At 56.8% G+C, this 17,751-nt stretch carries 18 protein-coding genes and 1 tRNA gene; 10 read left to right on the top strand and 9 right to left on the bottom strand.

Annotation, left to right across the window (positions count from 1 at the left end; genetic code table 11):
- Window positions 1-143: 143 nt before the first annotated feature.
- The 4 genes from NQL71_RS22535 (at window position 144) to NQL71_RS22520 (ending at window position 3,356) form a co-directional block, all read left to right on the top strand.
- The gene (locus tag NQL71_RS22535; protein ID WP_046815311.1) at window positions 144-1,430 is read left to right on the top strand and encodes an OprD family porin; all 1,287 of its coding nucleotides are present in this window, start codon (window positions 144-146) and stop codon (window positions 1,428-1,430) included.
- A gap of 299 nt (window positions 1,431-1,729) precedes the next feature.
- A complete protein-coding gene (locus NQL71_RS22530) occupies window positions 1,730-1,948 on the top strand; it encodes a tautomerase family protein (protein WP_046815310.1) in 219 nt (72 codons plus the stop codon).
- Window positions 1,945-2,601, top strand: a complete 657-nt coding sequence (locus tag NQL71_RS22525; protein ID WP_274643316.1) for a DsbA family oxidoreductase — start codon at window positions 1,945-1,947, stop codon at window positions 2,599-2,601. The genes NQL71_RS22530 and NQL71_RS22525 overlap by 4 nt, the downstream gene beginning before the upstream one ends.
- A 44-nt stretch (window positions 2,602-2,645) precedes the next feature.
- Window positions 2,646-3,356: an SDR family NAD(P)-dependent oxidoreductase gene (locus NQL71_RS22520; protein ID WP_046815308.1), complete on the top strand. Its 711-nt coding sequence runs from the start codon at window positions 2,646-2,648 to the stop codon at window positions 3,354-3,356.
- Between the two features lie 113 nt (window positions 3,357-3,469).
- On the opposite strand, the gene NQL71_RS22515 is transcribed toward NQL71_RS22520, so the two are convergent.
- Window positions 3,470-3,910, bottom strand: a complete 441-nt coding sequence (locus tag NQL71_RS22515) for an Lrp/AsnC family transcriptional regulator (RefSeq protein ID WP_033040011.1) — start codon at window positions 3,908-3,910, stop codon at window positions 3,470-3,472.
- Between the two features lie 139 nt (window positions 3,911-4,049).
- Between NQL71_RS22515 and NQL71_RS22510 the strand changes: the two genes are divergently transcribed.
- The 5 genes from NQL71_RS22510 (at window position 4,050) to NQL71_RS22490 (ending at window position 10,242) form a co-directional block, all read left to right on the top strand.
- A complete protein-coding gene (locus NQL71_RS22510) occupies window positions 4,050-7,097 on the top strand; it encodes an aminotransferase class III-fold pyridoxal phosphate-dependent enzyme (protein ID WP_274643315.1) in 3,048 nt (1,015 codons plus the stop codon).
- Window positions 7,098-7,308: 211 nt separating this feature from the next.
- Window positions 7,309-8,097, top strand: a complete 789-nt coding sequence (locus NQL71_RS22505) for an ABC transporter substrate-binding protein (RefSeq protein ID WP_274643314.1) — start codon at window positions 7,309-7,311, stop codon at window positions 8,095-8,097.
- A gap of 63 nt (window positions 8,098-8,160) precedes the next feature.
- On the top strand, window positions 8,161-8,808 hold the full coding sequence (locus NQL71_RS22500) for an amino acid ABC transporter permease (protein WP_033040004.1): 648 nt from the start codon (window positions 8,161-8,163) through the stop codon (window positions 8,806-8,808).
- 10 nt (window positions 8,809-8,818) lie between these two features.
- Window positions 8,819-9,478, top strand: a complete 660-nt coding sequence (locus tag NQL71_RS22495; RefSeq protein WP_033040002.1) for an amino acid ABC transporter permease — start codon at window positions 8,819-8,821, stop codon at window positions 9,476-9,478.
- Window positions 9,475-10,242: an amino acid ABC transporter ATP-binding protein gene (locus tag NQL71_RS22490; RefSeq protein WP_046815305.1), complete on the top strand. Its 768-nt coding sequence runs from the start codon at window positions 9,475-9,477 to the stop codon at window positions 10,240-10,242. Before NQL71_RS22495 ends, NQL71_RS22490 begins: the two co-directional genes overlap by 4 nt.
- 63 nt (window positions 10,243-10,305) lie before the next feature.
- On the opposite strand, the gene NQL71_RS22485 is transcribed toward NQL71_RS22490, so the two are convergent.
- The 6 genes from NQL71_RS22485 to NQL71_RS22460 form a co-directional block, all read right to left on the bottom strand.
- A tRNA-Thr gene (locus tag NQL71_RS22485) sits at window positions 10,306-10,381 on the bottom strand.
- Window positions 10,382-10,776: 395 nt separating this feature from the next.
- A complete protein-coding gene (locus tag NQL71_RS22480) occupies window positions 10,777-12,006 on the bottom strand; it encodes a methyltransferase (protein ID WP_248687191.1) in 1,230 nt (409 codons plus the stop codon).
- Entirely contained in the window at window positions 11,987-12,676 is a 690-nt protein-coding gene (locus NQL71_RS22475) for an ABC transporter permease (protein WP_274643313.1), read from the bottom strand. Before NQL71_RS22475 ends, NQL71_RS22480 begins: the two co-directional genes overlap by 20 nt.
- A complete protein-coding gene (locus tag NQL71_RS22470; RefSeq protein ID WP_046815302.1) occupies window positions 12,673-13,368 on the bottom strand; it encodes an ABC transporter permease in 696 nt (231 codons plus the stop codon). The genes NQL71_RS22475 and NQL71_RS22470 overlap by 4 nt, the downstream gene beginning before the upstream one ends.
- Before the next feature lie 72 nt (window positions 13,369-13,440).
- Complete coding sequence (locus NQL71_RS22465; protein WP_077186153.1) at window positions 13,441-14,187, bottom strand: ABC transporter substrate-binding protein; 747 nt, start codon at window positions 14,185-14,187, stop codon at window positions 13,441-13,443.
- Window positions 14,188-14,200: 13 nt separating this feature from the next.
- Window positions 14,201-14,974 (bottom strand): ABC transporter ATP-binding protein, encoded by a 774-nt coding sequence (locus NQL71_RS22460; protein WP_007972784.1) that lies wholly within the window; start codon window positions 14,972-14,974, stop codon window positions 14,201-14,203.
- Between the two features lie 563 nt (window positions 14,975-15,537).
- Between NQL71_RS22460 and gabP the strand changes: the two genes are divergently transcribed.
- Window positions 15,538-16,929: a GABA permease gene (gene gabP / locus NQL71_RS22455; RefSeq protein WP_046815299.1), complete on the top strand. Its 1,392-nt coding sequence runs from the start codon at window positions 15,538-15,540 to the stop codon at window positions 16,927-16,929.
- Between the two features lie 77 nt (window positions 16,930-17,006).
- On the opposite strand, the gene vapC is transcribed toward gabP, so the two are convergent.
- Window positions 17,007-17,414: a type II toxin-antitoxin system tRNA(fMet)-specific endonuclease VapC gene (gene vapC / locus NQL71_RS22450; RefSeq protein ID WP_077186152.1), complete on the bottom strand. Its 408-nt coding sequence runs from the start codon at window positions 17,412-17,414 to the stop codon at window positions 17,007-17,009.
- Window positions 17,414-17,644 carry a type II toxin-antitoxin system VapB family antitoxin gene (gene vapB, locus NQL71_RS22445; protein ID WP_046815297.1) on the bottom strand — a complete coding sequence of 77 codons (231 nt, stop codon included), beginning with the start codon at window positions 17,642-17,644 and terminating at the stop codon, window positions 17,414-17,416. Before vapB ends, vapC begins: the two co-directional genes overlap by 1 nt.
- Window positions 17,645-17,751 lie beyond the last annotated feature (107 nt).

Here is a 17,751-nt window from a genome sequence, read left to right as displayed (position 1 = left end):
CCGCCATGACCGAAAAATAATTAAAAGGCCCGCCGCGAGTGATCGTGGGCGGGCCTTTTTGTTTGCGGGATGAAAAAAGAGCGCGATAGCGCCGTTTCGGCCGTTCGACACAGCGCGTTTCAACCCGTAATAAGGAAAACAACATGTTGAATAAGCGAATCAGCCTTATCGCTCTGGGGATTTTGAGCGCTACACAGGCCATGGCTAACGACCAGGCCGAATCCAAAGGTTTCGTTGAAGACAGCAGCCTCAAAGTGCTGCTGCGCAATGCCTACATGAACCGTGACTACAAAGACGGCAACCCGGATAAATCCGAGTGGGGCCAAGCGGCCATCGGTACATTCTCGTCCGGCTTTACCCAGGGCACCATCGGTGTGGGTGTGGATGCCTTTGGGCTGTACGCGCTCAACCTGGAGCGCAACGAAGACCGCAGCGGCGCCCAAGGCATCGATTTTTTCAAAAAGGGAGCCAGCGGCGAACCGGCTGACGACCTGGCCAAAGGTGGCGCGGCCGTAAAATTCCGCTTGTCCAGCACAACGCTGACCTACGGCGACCAAATGCCGGCCCTGCCGGTATTGAGCTACGACAACGGTCGTCTGCTGCCGGAAAGCTACACCGGTACCCTGATCACCTCCAAGGAAATCAAGGGTCTGGAACTGAACGCCGGTCGTTTCACCGCCGAATCGCGTAAAAGCGCCGAAGGCCGGGACAGCGGTGGCCTGAAGTCGATCAACGTGTTGGGCGGTAGCTACCAGTTCACCGAACAGTTCAAGGCCGCGCTATACGCGTCGGACGTTGAAGACGTGTTGAAGAAGCAATACGTCAACGCCAACTACGTGTTCCCGTTCGACAAGGATCAGTCCCTGACCCTGGACTTCAACGGCTACCGTACCAAACTGGACGACTCCTACGTCCGTGATAACGGCATTACCGGCGACGACAACAAGATCTGGAGCCTGGCAGCCACCTTCGCCACCGGCGCGCACTCGTTCACCCTCGCGCACCAACGCAGCACTGGCGACAGCAACCTGGGCTACGCCTATGGCGGCTACCAGAAAGATCAAAACCGCGTCGGTGACGGTGGCAACACCATCTACCTGGCCAACTCCTACTGGTCCGACTTCAACGCCGAAGACGAACGCAGCTGGCAACTGGGCTACGGCCTGGATTTCAGCACCTTCGGCGTCCCGGGCCTGAGCTACAACTTCGCCTACGTACGCGGTGACAACATCACCACCTCCACCAGCGAAGGCGGCACCGAGCGCGAGATCTTCAACCAGTTCAAATACGTCGTACAAAGCGGCCCGGCCAAAGACCTGAGCATCAAGCTGCGCAGCTCGGTCCTGCGCGTGTCGCAGAAGTCGAGCGAGTACAACGTCAGCGGTAACGAAGTGCGCGTGTTCGTGGATTACCCGATCAACGTTTTCTGATGACGGCTTGCGGTATCGAAGCCTGATTCAAGGCTGAGAAAGAAGAAGCCCCGACTGGTTCGGGGTTTTTTTGTGGGTGCTTGGTGGCTCGTGTCGTCATAACGCGATTTCGAGAACACGTCTCGGGAACGTGTCGTGCGCGGCGACATGTTCAGCAGCTCCCTGGATTCATTTGATTGATTACCTCACGTAACTAATGATGTTCCCGTCCCCACCTTTATCCCCTCCCGCGAACTCCCTACATTGAGCTCCAACGCCTCTCCCATCATTCCGACGGGAAGGTCACTGGAGTTTCCCTCATGCCTTTTGTAAGCGTACGCATCACCCGCGATGGCGTTACCACTGAGCAGAAAGCTCAAGTGATTGCCGAGATCACTGAAACACTGGAACGCGTCCTCAATAAAAGCCCTGAGCTGACCCACATCGTGATCGAGGAAGTCGACACCGATAACTGGGGTTACGCCGGCATCACCACCACCCAGTACCGCAAGCAACTGGCGGAAGAGGGGAAGTCATGACGGCGCCGGTGACCATCGATTTCGTCTCCGATGTGGTGTGCCCATGGTGCGCACTGGGGGCGACGGCGCTGGAGCAGGCGATCGAGAACGTGGCGGGTGAGGTGGCGGTCGAGCTGACCTACAAGCCTTTCGAGCTGAACCCGGACATGCCGGCCGAAGGCGAAAAAGCCGTCGAGCACTTGATGCGCAAATACGGACGCACCGCCGAGGACGTCGCCTCTGGCAAGGCGATGCAGATCGCTCGCGGCGAGGCCATCGGCTTCAAGTTCGATCTGGAAAAGCGCACGCACTTCTACAACACCTTCGACGCTCACCGTTTGTTGCTCTGGGCGCTGGAAGAAGGGCGCCAGGTGGCGTTGAAGAAGATCCTGCTTCGCGCTTACTTCAGCGAAGGCCAGAACCCGAGTGATCAGCAGACGCTCGTGCGGCTGGCGGGTGAAGCCGGGTTGGACGAGGCCCGTGCACGCAAGGTGCTGGCGTCGGGTGCCTTTGCCGAAGAGGTGCGTGAACTGGAAGAGTTTTACCGACAGCACGGCATCAATTCGGTCCCGGCCCTGGTACTCAACGGTCGTCACCTGATGTCCGGCTCCCAGTCGGTCGAGTACTACGAACAGATGTTGAGACAGATGGCACAAGCCTCGGCCGAAGCCTGATCGCAAAGTTTTTTCAAAATCATCATTTATCTGTGAGGTTCATCATGAGCAATTCGAAAAAAGTCGTTGTCATCACTGGCGCATCCCAAGGTCTCGGCGACGGCATGGTCAAGGCCTTCCGCGAGCTCGGTTACCAGATCGTCGCAACCTCCCGCTCGATCAAGCCATCCACCGATCCGGACATCCTCACCGTGGCCGGCGACATCGGCGAGCCAGAGACTGCACAGCGCGTGATTCGTGAAGCCATCGCCCGTTTCGGCCGAGTCGATACCCTGATCAACAACGCCGGGATCTTCATCGCCAAGCCGTTCACCGCGTACACCGCTGAAGACTATGCCAATGTGTTGTCGGTGAACGTCAACGGCTTCTTCTACATCACCCAACTGGCCATCGCCGAGATGGAAAAACAGGGCAGCGGCCACGTGGTCAACATCACCACCAGCCTGGTCGACCACGCCATCGACGGCGTGCCGTCGGTGCTGGCCTCACTGACCAAAGGTGGCCTGAACGCGGCAACCCGTTCCCTGGCCATCGAATACGCCAAGCGCGGCATTCGGGTGAACGCAGTATCGCCCGGCATCATCAAGACCCCGATGCACGGCGAAGAAACCCACGCCGCCCTGGGCGCACTGCACCCGGTCGGGCACATGGGCGAGATCGATGACATCGCCAACGCGGTCGTGTACCTGGACGGCGCCAAGTTTGTCACTGGCGAAATCCTCCACGTTGATGGTGGGCAGAGCGCGGGTCATTGAGACCTGGCTTTTCTTGGCAACAGAAACAACTAAGCCCTCGTACTGCTACGAGGGCTTTGTTTTTCGGACAGTATCAGGATGCAGTTTCTTTCACGACTTCGAACCAGTACGAATCAGGAAGTCTGCCGATCAATATCGCGTCGAAGCACGACAGCAGTGGTGATGTCTTCAACGGTTTCGTGGCTGGCTACTGCATCTCTGACCCGATTCAGATCATCGATGGTTCGCGATTCGATCTCGATGACCAGATCAAGCTGGCCACTGACCGAAGAGACGCGCCGTACCTGCGAGTTTTGGGCGAGCAGGTCCAGCAGGCTGATTGCGGGCGTGCGCTTGAGGCTAACGAGAAGGATCGCGCGAATCACATTGGCATCGATTTCGCCGATATCAGCCCGGTAGCCTCGGATCACACCATTGCGCTCAAGGTTGATGACGCGCTCGCTGGTGGCGCTTCTTGAAAGTCCGATTCTCGCGGCCAGGGCCTTCAGGGCAATGCGAGCCTCTCTGGACAGGATTTCGAGTATTTCGCGATCTTTCGTGTCCAGGTCGCGCATCAGAACTCCCTATATTTGCTACCGGATTTGTGCCGGTCGATTCCGACAATATGCAGGCCAAAGTCGACCGCATACCTACTGCCGTCCAAGGCTTCGCGTGCCAAGCTATCTGAAAAAAATGGCTTGGAAAACAATTACCATGACTAATCTTTCTCATCCCGCCCCCCAGTTCTCGACGGGGGATGCCGAAAAGCTCGGTGAACAGCTTTTCAACGTTATCGGTACGGCCACGCCACTGGACGGCGAACGAGACCGCAACTATCGGTTGAAGACAGGAACCGATGCGGGGTGGATCCTGAAAGTTGTCAACTCGACGGAACCGCGAATTGAAAGCGAGTTTCAGACGGCCATTCTCAGTCACCTTGCCAGTAACAGCCCCGAGCTTGCCGTGCCCTTTCTCAAGAAAAGCCGCGAGGGTGATTTTCTCGCCTCGGCGGTGGCAGCTTCTGGCGAAACCCATGCGGTTCGCCTGGTCAGCTGGTTGCACGGAACGCCGCTTGCCGAGGTCGAGCGTACGTTCGAATTGATGCGTAGCCTCGGTCAGTCTTTCGGTGATGTGGATCGTGCACTTCAGGGTTTCATGCACGCGGGCGCGGTACGTGATCTCGACTGGGATTTGCGTCACGCCGCACGTTCGCGCTCACGCCTGCATTTCGTGAAAGACGCTGGCAAAAGAGCAATTCTGCAACGGTTCATTGATACGTTCGAAAAAACGGTTCAGCCCAAGCTCGCGCGTTTGCGCACTCAAGTTATTCACAATGATGGCAATGACTGGAACATCCTCGTCGACTCCGGGAACCATCAGAAAGTCTCAGGCATCATCGATTTCGGGGATGCGGTCCATACGATCCTGATTGCCGAAGTTGCCATCACCTGTGCTTATTCCATTCTCGACATGGAAGATCCAATCGGCGCGGCCGCCGCCCTCACGGCCGGTTTCCATGAGAAATACCCTCTGCATCCGGAGGAGGTCGACGTCCTCTTCAATCTCATAGCGATGCGCCTGGTCACGAGCGTCACGTTGTCGGCATCGCGATACGGCCAGGCGCAAGACAATCCCTACCTTGCCATCAGCGAAGCGCCGGCCTGGCGCCTCCTGGAGAGGATGGATCGCATGAACCCTCGACTGGCGACGGCAATCTTGCGCAAAGCCTGTGGTTTTGACGCGATCGAAGGCGCTGGCGCGGTTCGCCGCTGGGTGGCGGAAAACAGCAAGTCTTTCGCGGATATCGTGCGTCCATCGGCTGCCACCATGAACAAGGCGATTGCTCCATTCGGCGATGCTTCGCACGTGATGACGATTGCCTCAGCCGAGCAGCGTCCAGCGCAGGCAACCCGGTGGTGGAATGAGTTTTCCACCGCGCACAAGGTGCCGCTTGGCATTGGACCATGGGGCGAGGAAAGAACCATCTACACCGACGCGGCATTCGAATCGCGTTTCATTGAAGGGCAGCGTCGGATCATTCACGTCGGTGTCGATTTGATTATGCCCGCCGGCACGCCTCTCTATACACCTGTTGCGGGTGTGGTGCAGAGCGTCGAGGTCGAGCGCGAGCCGCTTGGCTATGGTGGCTTGATCATGCTCAAGCACTCACCAGAAGGTTGCCCACCCTTCCTGACACTTTGGGGGCACATGGCTCATGAAGCGCTGGCGCGTCTCAAACCCGGCGACCACCTTGAGCCTGGCGCGCTTGTCGGATACATGGGCGCAGATGCGGAAAACGGTGGGTGGATTCCCCATGTGCATTTTCAGATGTCCACCGACACCGGATTGAAAGCCAGCGAGTTCATTGGCGTAGGTGAGCGGGCTTATCTAGATGTATGGGCCGACCTTTTTCCCGATGCATCGACTCTCGCGGGGATTCCTCCGGAAACCTACAGCCAGGACGGCCGCACCAAGGCAGAGATCGTTGCCAAACGTAAGGAACTGTTGCTTCCAAACTTGTCGATTTCCTATTCAGATCCGATCAAGTTCGTTCGCGGTGACGGGGTTTGGTTGATCGACAACTTTGGAAGAGCGTATCTGGATTGCTTCAATAACGTGTGCCATCTCGGCCACTCTCATCCAGATGTGGTGCAAGCGCTTTCACGGCAGGCTGCGCGCCTGAACACCAACACGCGATACCTGCACGATAATATCGTGGAGTACGCAGAGCGGCTCACCGCTACGTTACCTGAAGGTTTGGCGGTCGCTTCCTTCGGCTGTTCAGGCAGTGAAGCAAACAGCCTGATGCTTCGTATGGCGCGCAATCACACGGGGCGTAACGACGCCATTGTGCTGGATTGGGCGTACCATGGCACGACACAGGAGCTGATCGACCTCAGCCCTTACAAATATAAGCGCAAGGCCGGTAAAGGGCGTGCAGGCCATGTGTTCGAGGCGGCTGTCCCGGATGCTTACCGAGCTGCGCAAGACTGGCCGTTCGAGGAACTTGGCAAGCGATTCGCTGAAAGTGTGGCGGATCAGATCGAGATCATGCGCAAGCAAGGCAGATCCCCAGCTTTCTTTTTGGCGGAGTCCATTCCAAGTGTCGCCGGGCAACTGTTCTTCCCGCAAAACTACTTGAAAGAAGTTTATGCAATGGTTCGGGCAGAGGGCGGTCTTTGCCTGGCTGACGAAGTCCAGGTCGGCTTTGGTCGAGTCGGTAGCCACTGGTGGGCATTTGAAACCCAAGGCGTCGTTCCCGATGCAGTTTCCATGGGCAAACCCATTGGTAACGGACATCCCATGTCCGCAGTCGTGACCACGCGTGAGATTGCCGACAGCTTCAATAATGGCATGGAGTATTTCAATACTTTTGCCGGCAGTCCGGTTTCCTGTGCGGTAGGGCTTTCTGTGCTCGATGTAATTGAGCGCGATAACTTGAAACTCAACGCACTAACCATGGGCAACTATCTGCTCGACGGCTTCCGAAAATTGCAGCAGCGATACGATGCAATTGGCGATGTGCGCGGGCTGGGTCTTTTTCTGGGGATAGAACTTGTCACCGATCGCAATACGAAAACTCCAGCCACTGCGCTGGCCAAAAAAGTAGCCGACGGTGCCAGGGAACGAGGTGTTTTGATCGGTACTGAAGGCCCCTATGACAATGTCCTGAAAATGCGTCCGTCGATGATTTTCAGTCAGAAGAATGCAGACTTTCTGCTTGAAGTCCTGGACGAAAGCTTCAAGACCGCACTCCAGTAAGTCGTTTAGGTCGATAGCGTGCGACCAGGGTCACTTGCTCAGTCTCGTCGCACGCTGTCTTCCCGGCATAGTGTCGGTCAACTCCGGCAATGTGTCAGGCAAGCTGGCACCTTGCTGGGTGCTTTCCAGAATTGCCTGTGCAAAGCTTTTCCTGAAGGCTGGGTGAAGAGCCCTAAAAAAATAAATAATAATTCTTCCGAGGTGCAATCCAATGCTAATTAAAAAGCTCAAGGACTTGATTGTCACTTCCACCGTGTTGGCTGGGGCACTGGTTTTCACCTCCGCTGTTCACGCTGATGATTTGAAGTCGATTAAGGATGCCCAAGAGATTCGTATCGCGATGAGCGGCCAATACGTTCCTTTCAGCTTTGTTAACGAGAACAACAAGGTTGTCGGATTCGACGCCTCCATCAGCGAGGCACTGGCAGAGCGGATGGGGGTAAAAGTGACGATCATCACGACCCCGTTCGACGGAATCATTGCGGGTCTTCTTGCGAAAAAATACGACGCCATTATCGCGTCCATGACCATTACCCCGGAACGCCAGAGGGCCGTGGATTTCGTTGGGCCCTATTACCATGCTGGTCGTACGATCGTGGTGAAGGACAACTCTTCGATCAAAAGCTTTGATGATCTTAAAGATGTCACTGTTGGCGTTACGCTCGGAGATGCCCACGATAAATGGGCCAGGGCTCGCGGCAACTTGAAGGTGAGGTCGTATAAGGGGCTTCAGGAAATGCTCGTTGACCTGGATGCCGGTCGTATCGACGCGCTGGTGATGGACAGTGTTCCGGTGTTGGTCGCAGTCAAGGAGACCGGGCAGAAGGTCCGCATCATTACGCCGCCCGAGAGCGATGGTGGCATTGAAGGCATGGGTATTGCCCTGCGCAAAAATAATCCCGAGCTCAAGGCGACGATGCAGAAGGCGCTTGAAGAAATGCTCGCCGACGGCACCTACGAAAAGATCTCCATGAAGTGGATTGGCAACGATATCCGCTAATTCATCTTTAGCGTGGCCCGACTTTTCGTCGGGCCAGTCAATCGGCCTCTTCCGAGCGTTTCCATGGATCTGACACTCATACAGCGTACATTCCCGTTTTTCCTGGAAGCGTCCTGGATTACGGTGCAAATCTCGGTACTTGCACTCCTGCTGGGTTTCCTGGTCGCTATCGTGTTGGTTGCTGCGCGCTTGTCCACTTTTCTTATATTTCGCAGCCTCGCAAGAATCTACATCAGTGTTTTTCGCGGCACTCCCTGTCTGGTTCAGCTATTCATTATTTACTTTGGTGGTCCGCAGGTCGGACTTGAATTGGAGCCGTTTGCCGCCGGCGTGATCGGCTTGGGCCTGAACATCGCGGCCTACATGGCGGAATCGATCCGTGGCGCAATCATCAACGTTGATCCTGGTCAGGAAGAAGCCGCACGTTCAATTGGTTTTGGGCGCGGGCAAACTTTATGGCTTATCAAGCTGCCACAAGCGGCAAAGCTGATGATAAGGCCGTTGGGCGTAAATGCTGTCGCGCTTATAAAAGGGTCTGCGTTGGTGTCGACGATCTCCGTTGTTGAACTGTCCTATACAGCGCAACGTTTTATCAGTTCAACGTACAAGCCTTTTGAGATTTTCATGGTGTCTGCATTGCTTTATATCGTGATGGTCTATTCGGTTAGATTTATTGTTGACTACCTCGATAATCGCTTCGCGGCAAGGTGAGAGCATTCAGATGCAAAACCTGGATCTTAGTATCGTTACTCCCTATTCCGAATTACTGGCGACGGGCCTTTGGTGGACGGTCGTGATGTTTCTAAGCTCAAGCGTATTGAGCTTGATCGCCGGGGTAGCCTTTGCACTGATCGTTCTTTATGCGCCTAAAATCCTGGCGCTACCCGTGCGCTTTATGACCTGGCTGCTCATGGGGACCCCACTCCTGCTTCAGTTGTATTTGATCTATTACGGCCTTGTGCAAGTGGGGATCGATATTCCTGCACTGGTGGCTGGCATCATAGGCCTTAGCCTGCACTTCGCCGTCTACAATGCCGACGTCATTCGTGCTGGTGTGATGTCAGTAGACCCTGGTCAAATTGAAGGTGCCCGGTCCATAGGCTTCAGTCGTGGACAGACTCAGCGCTACATCATCGTGCCGCAAGCGCTGCGCAGGACTATTGCGCCGCTTGGAAATAACATGATTGTCCTGCTCAAGGATACTTCACTGGTTTCTATCATCGGAATTGCCGAATTGGTATATAGCGCGCAACTTGCAGTAAGCGAGACCTATAGCCCGTTTGAGTTTTATCTGACGGTCGCGGTTATTTATTATGCAGCCAATCTTGTTCTCGAGGCTGGCTTGCATCTTCTCGAAAGTAAGGTAGAGATGTCACGATGACCAGAAATGAATTCATGGTTGAGGTGAAGGGCGCTCGTAAGGCCTACGGAGCACTTGAAGTACTCAAGGGAATCGATCTCTGCGTAACTCGCGGGCAAATCATCGCTATCATAGGCCCCAGTGGCTCTGGCAAAAGTACGCTCCTGCGGTCAATCAACCACCTGGAAGTTTTGAACGATGGCGAGATCTGGCTAGAGGGTGAGCAAGTCAATCGGGCGTTGAAAGGTCGTGCGTTTGAACAGCATATAAACGCTGTGCGCCAGCAGATGGGCATGGTATTCCAGCACTTCAATTTATTCCCGCATTTGACCGTGTATGAAAATATAGCCCTTGGCCCGATCAAGCTTAAAGGGCTTTCGAAGAAAGAAGCTCGTGAGTTGGCAATGGAATATTTGTCAAAAGTTGGGCTGGCCAACAAATTCGATGAGTATCCTTCTCGACTGTCAGGGGGGCAGAAGCAGCGCGTTGCCATCGCCAGGGCGCTGGCGATGCAGCCAAAAGTCATGCTGTTCGATGAGGCCACATCGGCACTGGACCCTGAACTCGTCGAAGAGGTCAATCAAGTCATGAAGCAGCTCGCGGCCGAGCATATGACAATGCTGATCGTCACCCATGAAATGCGTTTTGCAGGCGAAGTGGCAGACCGGATTGTCTTTATGGACGGTGGAGTTGTTGTAGAGGAAGGGGCGCCAGCAGAGATCTTGCAGAACCCAGTCCACGAACGAACCCGGTCGTTCTTGAAGAAGCATCTGCACGATAGATGAGGTGCGCTTTGCTTTATCGCAGATAAACAAAAGGCCCGCATCGCTGCGAGCCTTTGTTTTGTATGGTGCCGGCACCAGGAATCGAACCCGGGACCTACTGATTACAAGTCAGTTGCTCTACCATCTGAGCTATACCGGCGTGTCAGGGCGACGATTATAGCGAGTGGGAAGGTTCTGTAAACCCCTGAATTCAGACTATTTTTGACTGGGGCTTGATCGAGTGTTTCCAATGCTTGCCGAGCGTCATTGCGTGGTGCAAAACGAGGTGGCAGAACCGCTGCTTCATGCGTGTGTTGTTGTCCCTTCGTCACTCGGTTATGTCTTTTGCTCGAATGCTTATGCACAACGCGATTTTCGATTCACCCGGTTTACAGTGTTTTTGTGGATCCGTTCTCATTAGTTCGCAAATGCCTGTTTTTCGGGTTTTTTATTCAGTGTACGAATTTTGATCAGCGTTGTTTCAGGGCTGAAGCAGCTGTAAAGATTGGATCCATGAATATTTCATCAACAGAGTTATCCACAGGCTTTGCCGTGTTAGGAGCGTTCGGCCAGCAGCAGGATGTTGCGCGGTGTGAGCGAGGTTTCGCAGAAGGTGCCGAGGCGAACGGTGTAACCCTTTTCTTGCAGGAATAAGGCTCGATCCAGCACCAGCCATAACTCCAGCGGGCGTCGGAAAAGCCCGCGCAGAAGCTCTAGATTGCGCACCTGCGCCAGGCGCTGCCAACCGGCGGCTTCGAGTGCGGGCCAATTCTCTGTGCCGATTGTGGATAACTCCTTGAGATCGGCCAGGTGCTGGCAGTATTCGGCAAAGGGTTTTTCCAGCCAGGCGCTGGGCAGGGATGGGGTCGGCAGGTATTCGTCGACGCCGCGCAATTGTCTTTGCAGCAGGTCGAAGCCCAGGCGGCGGGCCATCGATGTGTCGCGTTGGCGTCGCACGCGTGCGCCGGCGGTGACGGTTTCACTCATCGGCAGGCCCAGGTCATCCAGGGACAGCTGCAGGTCAGAGCGTTGGGCGGCGGCGGACATCGGCGAGTACGGGGTCAGGCTGGTTCGGTTGTAACAGCAAGGGGCAATGGCGAGTTGCTTGCAGCCGACTGCGCTGGCGAGTTGGATCAGTCGCACATGTAAATCGCCGCAGGCATGCAGGGCCACGGGAGTGTGCTGAGCTTCCAGCAGCGCAGCGGCATCGGCCGCCAGGACGTCCTGTTCGACATGTAGTGCGTTCAGTCGATGGCGCTGGCTGAGGGCCTGGCCACTGGCAACCAGCGCGGGATCGTATTCCAGGCAGGTCAGTTGTTGACCGGTTTGCAGCAGGCGTCGCCCCAGGTGTCCTTTGCCCGAGCACCAGTCCAGCCAGTGCCTGGAGGCATCGACAAATTGCAGTCGGCTGGCAAAAGCTTCGATTTGCTGCCACTTGCGCCCCGGTACATCCACATTCAGTCGATGGGCTGGCGCTTTCAGCGCATGGGCAGGCACTTCGTCCAGCGCACTCAGCGCCAGGGACATGGCCGCCAACGAAGCAAATGGCTGCGGCGCATCCACAAGGGCAGGGTGGTTGTGAGCGCTTTCCGCCTCTACCAGCGACCGCCCGCGTAACCAGGCGGCCAGTTCGGGGCAGGAGGTTTCCCAGGGCAGCTGCAGATGGGTGAACGGCCGTGGTTTCCACAGCGCTTGATGCACTGTCAGAAAAGTGTCCAGCGCGGTGAAGCGGGCGAGCAGTTCCTCGCCCGTCAGCACCTGGGGATCAACGCCCTTGGCAGGCATCGACGCGCAACCAGCGCTCCAGCAGCTTGAAGCCGCGTACCAGCACGTAAGCCATCAGCAGATAGAACATGCCGGCGGCGAAGAAGATCTCCACCGGCAAGTAGGTCCGGGCGATGATGGTGCGGGCCATGCCGGTCAATTCCAGCAGGGTCACGGTGCTGGCCAGGGCGCTGGCCTTGAGCATCAGGATCACTTCGTTGCTGTAGGCCGGCAGGCCGATACGCGCGGCACGGGGCAGCATGATGTAGTTCAGCGCCTTGGTTTTCGACATGCCCAGCGCCCGTGCCGCTTCGATTTCACCCGGTGGAATTGCCTGGATGGCGCCGCGCAGGATTTCTGCGATGTAGGCGGCGGTGTGCAGGGTCATGGTCGCCGTTGCGCACCAGAACGGATCGCGCAGGTAAGGCCACATGGAGCTGTTACGGACCACGTCGAACTGCGCCAGCCCGTAATAGACCAGGAACAGCTGCACCAGCAATGGCGTACCACGGAAAAAGAAGATGTAGCCGTAGGGAAACGCCCGCACCCACCACAGCCGTGACGAGCGCGCGATACCCAATGGAATCGCCAGCAGCAGGCCGGCGATGACGGCAATGGCGACTAGCTCCAGAGTCAGGGTTGCGCCCTGGGCCAGTTTCGGCAGCCACTTGATGATGACTTCCCAGTTCATTGGGTGCTCCTCGCGAAGCCGCGAGCGGCGCGTTTTTCCAGGAAGTGCATGCCGGTCATGGCCAGGATGGTAAGGCTCAGGTACATGAACGCAGCGACCATATAGAAGGTGAACGGCTGTTTGGACACGGTCACGCCGATTTGCGCGTGACGCATGATTTCTTCCAGGCCGATCACCGAGACCAGTGCGGTGTCCTTCATCAGGATCATGAACAGGTTGCCCAGGCCCGGCAGGGCGATGCGCCACATCTGCGGCATGATCAACTTGGTGAAGATGCGAAATTTCGACAGGCCCAGCGCCACGCCGGCTTCTCGATGGCCTTTGGGGATCGCGAGGATCGCGCCACGAAACACTTCCGTGGCGTAGGCGCCAAAGCACAGGCCCAGTGCGATCACGCCGGCGGCGAAGGCATTGAGTTCAAGGTCCGGGTTACCGAAAAACTCGCCCAGGGCGCGCATCAAGTTGACCGTGCCGAAGTAGATCAACAACACCCAGAGCAATTCCGGGATGCCGCGCACCAGTGTCGAGTATGTACCGCCAAGCCATTGCAGCGGCTTGTACGGGGAAGTCTTGGCCAAGGCGCCCAGCAGACCGAGCACCAGCCCCAGGCACAAGGCCGAGAGTGCCAGTTTCACAGTCATCAGCGCGCCAGCGGCGAGCGCCGGGCCGAATCCGTAGAGGTCGATAATCATGGGTTTCTTTTCAAATTGCGGCAGGCAATACCGTGAACCGGCGCCTTCAGGCGCCGGCCAGGCAGGTCAGGATCAATAGATGCTGAAAGGGAAGTACTTGTCGTTGATCTTCTTGTAAGTGCCGTCAGCAACGATTTCTTTCAGCGCGACGTTCAGCTTTTCGCGGATCGGGTCGTTTTTACGGACAGCAATGCCGATCTTGTCGCTTTCTTCCACAGGGTCGCCTTTGAACTCGTAGGATTTGCCTGCATCGCTCTTGAGCCACTCGTAGTTGACGTACTTATCGGCCAGGATGCCGTCCAGACGGCCGGAAGTCAGGTCCAGGTAAGCGTTTTCCTGGGTGTCGTAGAGTTTGACCTCTACGCCTTCCATGTTGTCTTCCAGCCAGGTACCCGCCAGCGTCGCGCGCTGTGCGCCGATCACTTTGCCTTTCAGCGAGTCCTTGTCGGTCTTGAAGTCGACGCTTTTAGGCGCGATGAACTGCAGCTTGTTGGAGTAGTACGGGTCGGTGAAGTCCACCGCTTGCTTGCGCTCGTCGGTGATCGACATCGAGGAGATCAGGAAGTCGAACTTCTTGGCGTTCAGGGCCGGGATGATGCCGTCCCAGTCGGAGGTCACGACGGTGCACTCGACTTTCATCTTGGCGCACAGGGCGTCGCCGATTTCCTTGTCGAAGCCGACGACATTGCCGCTGGCATCTTTGTTGTTGAACGGCGGATAGGCCGCTTCGATGCCCATCTTCAGGGTTTCAGCCATGGCACCGGCGCTGAACGCCAGGGTAACGGCGGCGGCCAGGAAGACCTTCTTGAAATTCTGCATGCGGTTAGCTCCGTTAGCGGTTGCTGGACATGAATTGTTTGCAGCGCGCCGAAAGCGGGTTTTCGAACACCTGCTGTGGCGATCCTTGCTCTTCTACCAGGCCCTGGTGGAGGAACACCACTTCGCTGGAGACCTGACGGGCAAAGCCCATCTCATGGGTAACCAGCAGCATGGTGCGGCCTTCTTCGGCCAGTGCGCGGATGACATTAAGTACTTCCTGGACCATTTCCGGGTCAAGCGCGGAGGTGGGCTCGTCGAACAGGATGACCTTGGGCTGCATGGCCAGGGTGCGGGCGATGGCCGCGCGTTGTTGCTGGCCGCCGGACAATTGCGCCGGGTAGGCGTGGCGCTTGTCGGCGATGCCGACCTTGGCCAGCAGGGCTTCGGCGACTTCGATGGCTTCGGCCTTGCTCTGGCCGAGCACACGGCGCGGGGCCTCGATGATGTTGTCGAGCACGCTCATGTGCGGCCACAGGTTAAAGTTTTGAAACACAAAACCGATTTCGCTGCGCAGGCGATTGATCTGCTTGCCGTCGGCAGCGACCAGTTCGCCGTTCTTCGCGGCCTTGAGCTTGAGTTCTTCGCCGGCCACCAGGATCTGGCCCTGGTGCGGGTTTTCCAGCAGGTTGATACAACGCAGGAACGTGGACTTGCCGGAGCCGGATGAGCCGAGGATCGAGATCACGTCGCCGTCGCGGGCGGTCAGCGAGATGCCCTTGAGCACCTCCAGCGAGCCGTAGCGTTTGTGCAAGTTGCGGATTTCAAGCGCGGGCGTGGCCTCAGCCATGTGCGTTCCTCATTATGTATTCGCTCCTGCTGTTGGTGGCCTTCCTGGCGAGGCGGCCAAGCTAGCATAGCGTTTCAAAGGCAGCCAACAGCGCTACGGGCAGTAAACGGGTGGCATGTGGCAGGTTGTCGCATCGGCGCAGCAGACTGTCGCCCCATCAACAACCGAACAGCCGTTTGAACCCTGTTTTCAGACAAAAGCGCGGTGGCTGTCGCGTAAAAAAGGGCGCGATGTTGCCAGCTTTGGCGGGGGGTTGGAAGCGCTAACCGGCCAAAGGTGGCGGATCTGCCCTTTTATCGTGCATCGCAGGATTTCTGCGTGTGTTTCCGGTGCGCTGTTTCGTCCTTAAAGTGAGTCGCAGGGTAACGTTCTGGCAAAGTGCCATTAATATCAATGGCTTGCGATGACTGTCCGGTCCAGGCGAGATCACCGTGGTAGACGGTGTTGAAACATTTTGGCGCAAATATTGCGTGCAGATTCCGGAACGCCCCGTTTGTTTCTTTTTACAAGAGGGAACACGAGCGGGATGAACGCATTCGCTTTTCCTTACAAAGGTAGTTTCAATGAGCAGTACCCAAAGCTCTAACGGCCTCGAACAGGGGCTCAAACCGCGGCATGTCACCATGCTGTCGATTGCCGGGGTTATCGGCGCCGGCCTGTTCGTTGGTTCGGGCCACGCTATCGCTGCAGCAGGCCCGGCCGTGCTCCTGGCTTACGCCGCTGCCGGCATGCTGGTGGTGTTGGTGATGCGCATGCTTGGTGAAATGGCTGTTGCCTCGCCGGACACGGGCTCCTTCTCGACATACGCCGATCGCGCGATCGGTCACTGGGCCGGCTTCACCATCGGCTGGCTGTACTGGTGGTTCTGGGTGCTCGTCATCCCGTTGGAAGCCAACGCCGCCGCTACCATCCTGCATGCCTGGTTCCCTGGCGTAGACATCTGGGCCTTCGCCCTGGTGATCACGATGCTGCTGACCGTGACCAACCTCTTCAGCGTGAAGAACTACGGCGAGTTCGAGTTCTGGTTCGCCCTGATCAAGGTCCTGGCGATCATCGGTTTTATTGTGCTCGGCGTGATGGCGATCTTCGGCTTCCTGCCAAACAGTCAGGTCAGCGGCGTTTCACACCTGTTCGACACCCAGGGTTTCCTGCCTAACGGCATGGGCGCGGTGCTGGGTGCCATCCTGACCACCATGTTCTCCTTCATGGGTACCGAGATCGTGACCATCGCGGCCGCGGAATCGAAGAACCCAGGCAAGCAAATCTCCAAGGCCACCAATTCGGTGATCTGGCGGATCGGCTTGTTCTACCTCGTCTCGATCTTCATCGTCGTGGCCCTGGTGCCATGGAACGACCCGGTCCTGGCCAGCCTCGGCTCCTACCAGACTGTGCTTGAACGCATGGGTATCCCGAACGCCAAGATGATCGTCGACATCGTGGTATTGGTCGCCGTGACCAGCTGCCTGAACTCGGCGCTCTACACCTCGTCGCGCATGCTGTTTTCCCTGGGCAAGCGCGGTGACGCACCGGCCATGTCTACCCGCACCAACAAAAGTGGCACGCCTTACTGGGCAGTCATGCTGTCGACTGGCGCAGCGTTCCTGGCCACTTTCGCCAACTACGTGGCCCCGGCTGCGGTGTTCGAATTCCTGCTGGCCAGCTCCGGCGCCATTGCGCTGCTGGTGTACCTGGTGATTGCAATCTCGCAACTGCGCATGCGCAAGCAGCGCATGGCTCGCGGTGAGAAAATCGTGTTCAGCATGTGGTTGTTCCCGGGCCTGACCTACGCGGTGATCGTGTTCATCGTCGCGGCCCTGACCATCATGTTGTTCCAGGAGGCTCACCGCGTGGAGATCCTCGCGACTGGCTTGCTGGCCGTTCTGGTCGTTGCTGCCGGCTTGCTGGTAGCACGTCGTCGCAAACTGGAGCAGCGTGGCACGGTCGTGCTGAGCTGATTCGTAGCGCGTAATAAAAAACGGCCGCTGTCAGTGATGACGAGCGGCCGTTTTTGTTTGAGTCGATTGCTTTATGTTCATTCGGCATGAACCCAGTCTTCTACGCGTAACCCTGGAACACGCTCAAACTCCCGCAAGTTATTGGTGACCACGATAAACCCGCGTGAGCGTGCGTGACCGGCAATCATCTGGTCGTATGGACCTATGGGTTTGCCTGCCTTTGCCAGTTCGGATCGAATCATTCCAGTGTGTGCTGCTGCTTCGTTGTCGAAGGGAAGGACTTCAAGTCGGGCGGCGAAGCCTTCTATGACCGCCAGGTTTCTTTCGGGGGCTGCCGACTTTTCCGCTCCGTAAATCAGCTCCATCAACGTGACCGCACTGATGCACAGTTGGCCGTGATGACGGTTGAATGCCTCCCGTACCATTTGTGGTTTGTTCTTGATGGTGAAGGTGCAGATGTTGGTATCGAGCATGTACTTGATCATCAGAACGACTCGCGCTCCTGATCGGCGGGTTGCTCGCGATCGGCCATGAAATCTGGCGTGATGCTTTCGCCATCGAACCAACTATCCCAGGTCTCGCCGGCGGGCGTGATGATGCGGCTTCGACCGACGGCGACGACGTCGACTCGTTTCACGTCGTTCGGCATCGCTACAGCTTTCGGCAGGCGAACGGCCTGGCTTCGATTGCTCATGAAAAGAGTTGTCTGTTCCATAGGGGCCTCCTGCGCTTTTTTAGCGTGATGAGTCCAAAGGATAGGTTTTGTGTTGGATATGTCAATGGGATATACGTTGGGGCTGACGGAAGGAGTGCGCTCGATTC

Origin of the sequence: Pseudomonas serbica (genome assembly GCF_028823535.1) — a bacterium.
Taxonomy (GTDB): Bacteria; Pseudomonadota; Gammaproteobacteria; order Pseudomonadales; family Pseudomonadaceae; genus Aquipseudomonas; species Aquipseudomonas serbica.
This window is presented reverse-complemented; position numbering and strand designations above follow the sequence as displayed.

Excerpts from the sequence above, each read along its gene's own strand:
- NQL71_RS22500 (WP_033040004.1), top strand. The coding sequence starts at position 8,161 with ATGGATCTGACACTCATACAGCGTACATTCCCGTTTTTCCTGGAAGCG.
- NQL71_RS22460 (WP_007972784.1), bottom strand. The coding sequence starts at position 14,974 with ATGGCTGAGGCCACGCCCGCGCTTGAAATCCGCAACTTGCACAAACGC.
- NQL71_RS22475 (WP_274643313.1), bottom strand. The coding sequence starts at position 12,676 with ATGAACTGGGAAGTCATCATCAAGTGGCTGCCGAAACTGGCCCAGGGC.
- NQL71_RS22465 (WP_077186153.1), bottom strand. The coding sequence starts at position 14,187 with ATGCAGAATTTCAAGAAGGTCTTCCTGGCCGCCGCCGTTACCCTGGCG.
- NQL71_RS22530 (WP_046815310.1), top strand. The coding sequence starts at position 1,730 with ATGCCTTTTGTAAGCGTACGCATCACCCGCGATGGCGTTACCACTGAG.
- gabP (WP_046815299.1), top strand. The coding sequence starts at position 15,538 with ATGAGCAGTACCCAAAGCTCTAACGGCCTCGAACAGGGGCTCAAACCG.
- NQL71_RS22515 (WP_033040011.1), bottom strand. The coding sequence starts at position 3,910 with ATGCGCGACCTGGACACGAAAGATCGCGAAATACTCGAAATCCTGTCC.
- NQL71_RS22470 (WP_046815302.1), bottom strand. The coding sequence starts at position 13,368 with ATGATTATCGACCTCTACGGATTCGGCCCGGCGCTCGCCGCTGGCGCG.
- NQL71_RS22505 (WP_274643314.1), top strand. The coding sequence starts at position 7,309 with ATGCTAATTAAAAAGCTCAAGGACTTGATTGTCACTTCCACCGTGTTG.
- NQL71_RS22535 (WP_046815311.1), top strand. The coding sequence starts at position 144 with ATGTTGAATAAGCGAATCAGCCTTATCGCTCTGGGGATTTTGAGCGCT.
- vapC (WP_077186152.1), bottom strand. The coding sequence starts at position 17,414 with ATGATCAAGTACATGCTCGATACCAACATCTGCACCTTCACCATCAAG.
- NQL71_RS22525 (WP_274643316.1), top strand. The coding sequence starts at position 1,945 with ATGACGGCGCCGGTGACCATCGATTTCGTCTCCGATGTGGTGTGCCCA.
- NQL71_RS22490 (WP_046815305.1), top strand. The coding sequence starts at position 9,475 with ATGACCAGAAATGAATTCATGGTTGAGGTGAAGGGCGCTCGTAAGGCC.
- NQL71_RS22495 (WP_033040002.1), top strand. The coding sequence starts at position 8,819 with ATGCAAAACCTGGATCTTAGTATCGTTACTCCCTATTCCGAATTACTG.
- vapB (WP_046815297.1), bottom strand. The coding sequence starts at position 17,644 with ATGGAACAGACAACTCTTTTCATGAGCAATCGAAGCCAGGCCGTTCGC.
- NQL71_RS22520 (WP_046815308.1), top strand. The coding sequence starts at position 2,646 with ATGAGCAATTCGAAAAAAGTCGTTGTCATCACTGGCGCATCCCAAGGT.
- NQL71_RS22510 (WP_274643315.1), top strand. The coding sequence starts at position 4,050 with ATGACTAATCTTTCTCATCCCGCCCCCCAGTTCTCGACGGGGGATGCC.
- NQL71_RS22480 (WP_248687191.1), bottom strand. The coding sequence starts at position 12,006 with ATGCCTGCCAAGGGCGTTGATCCCCAGGTGCTGACGGGCGAGGAACTG.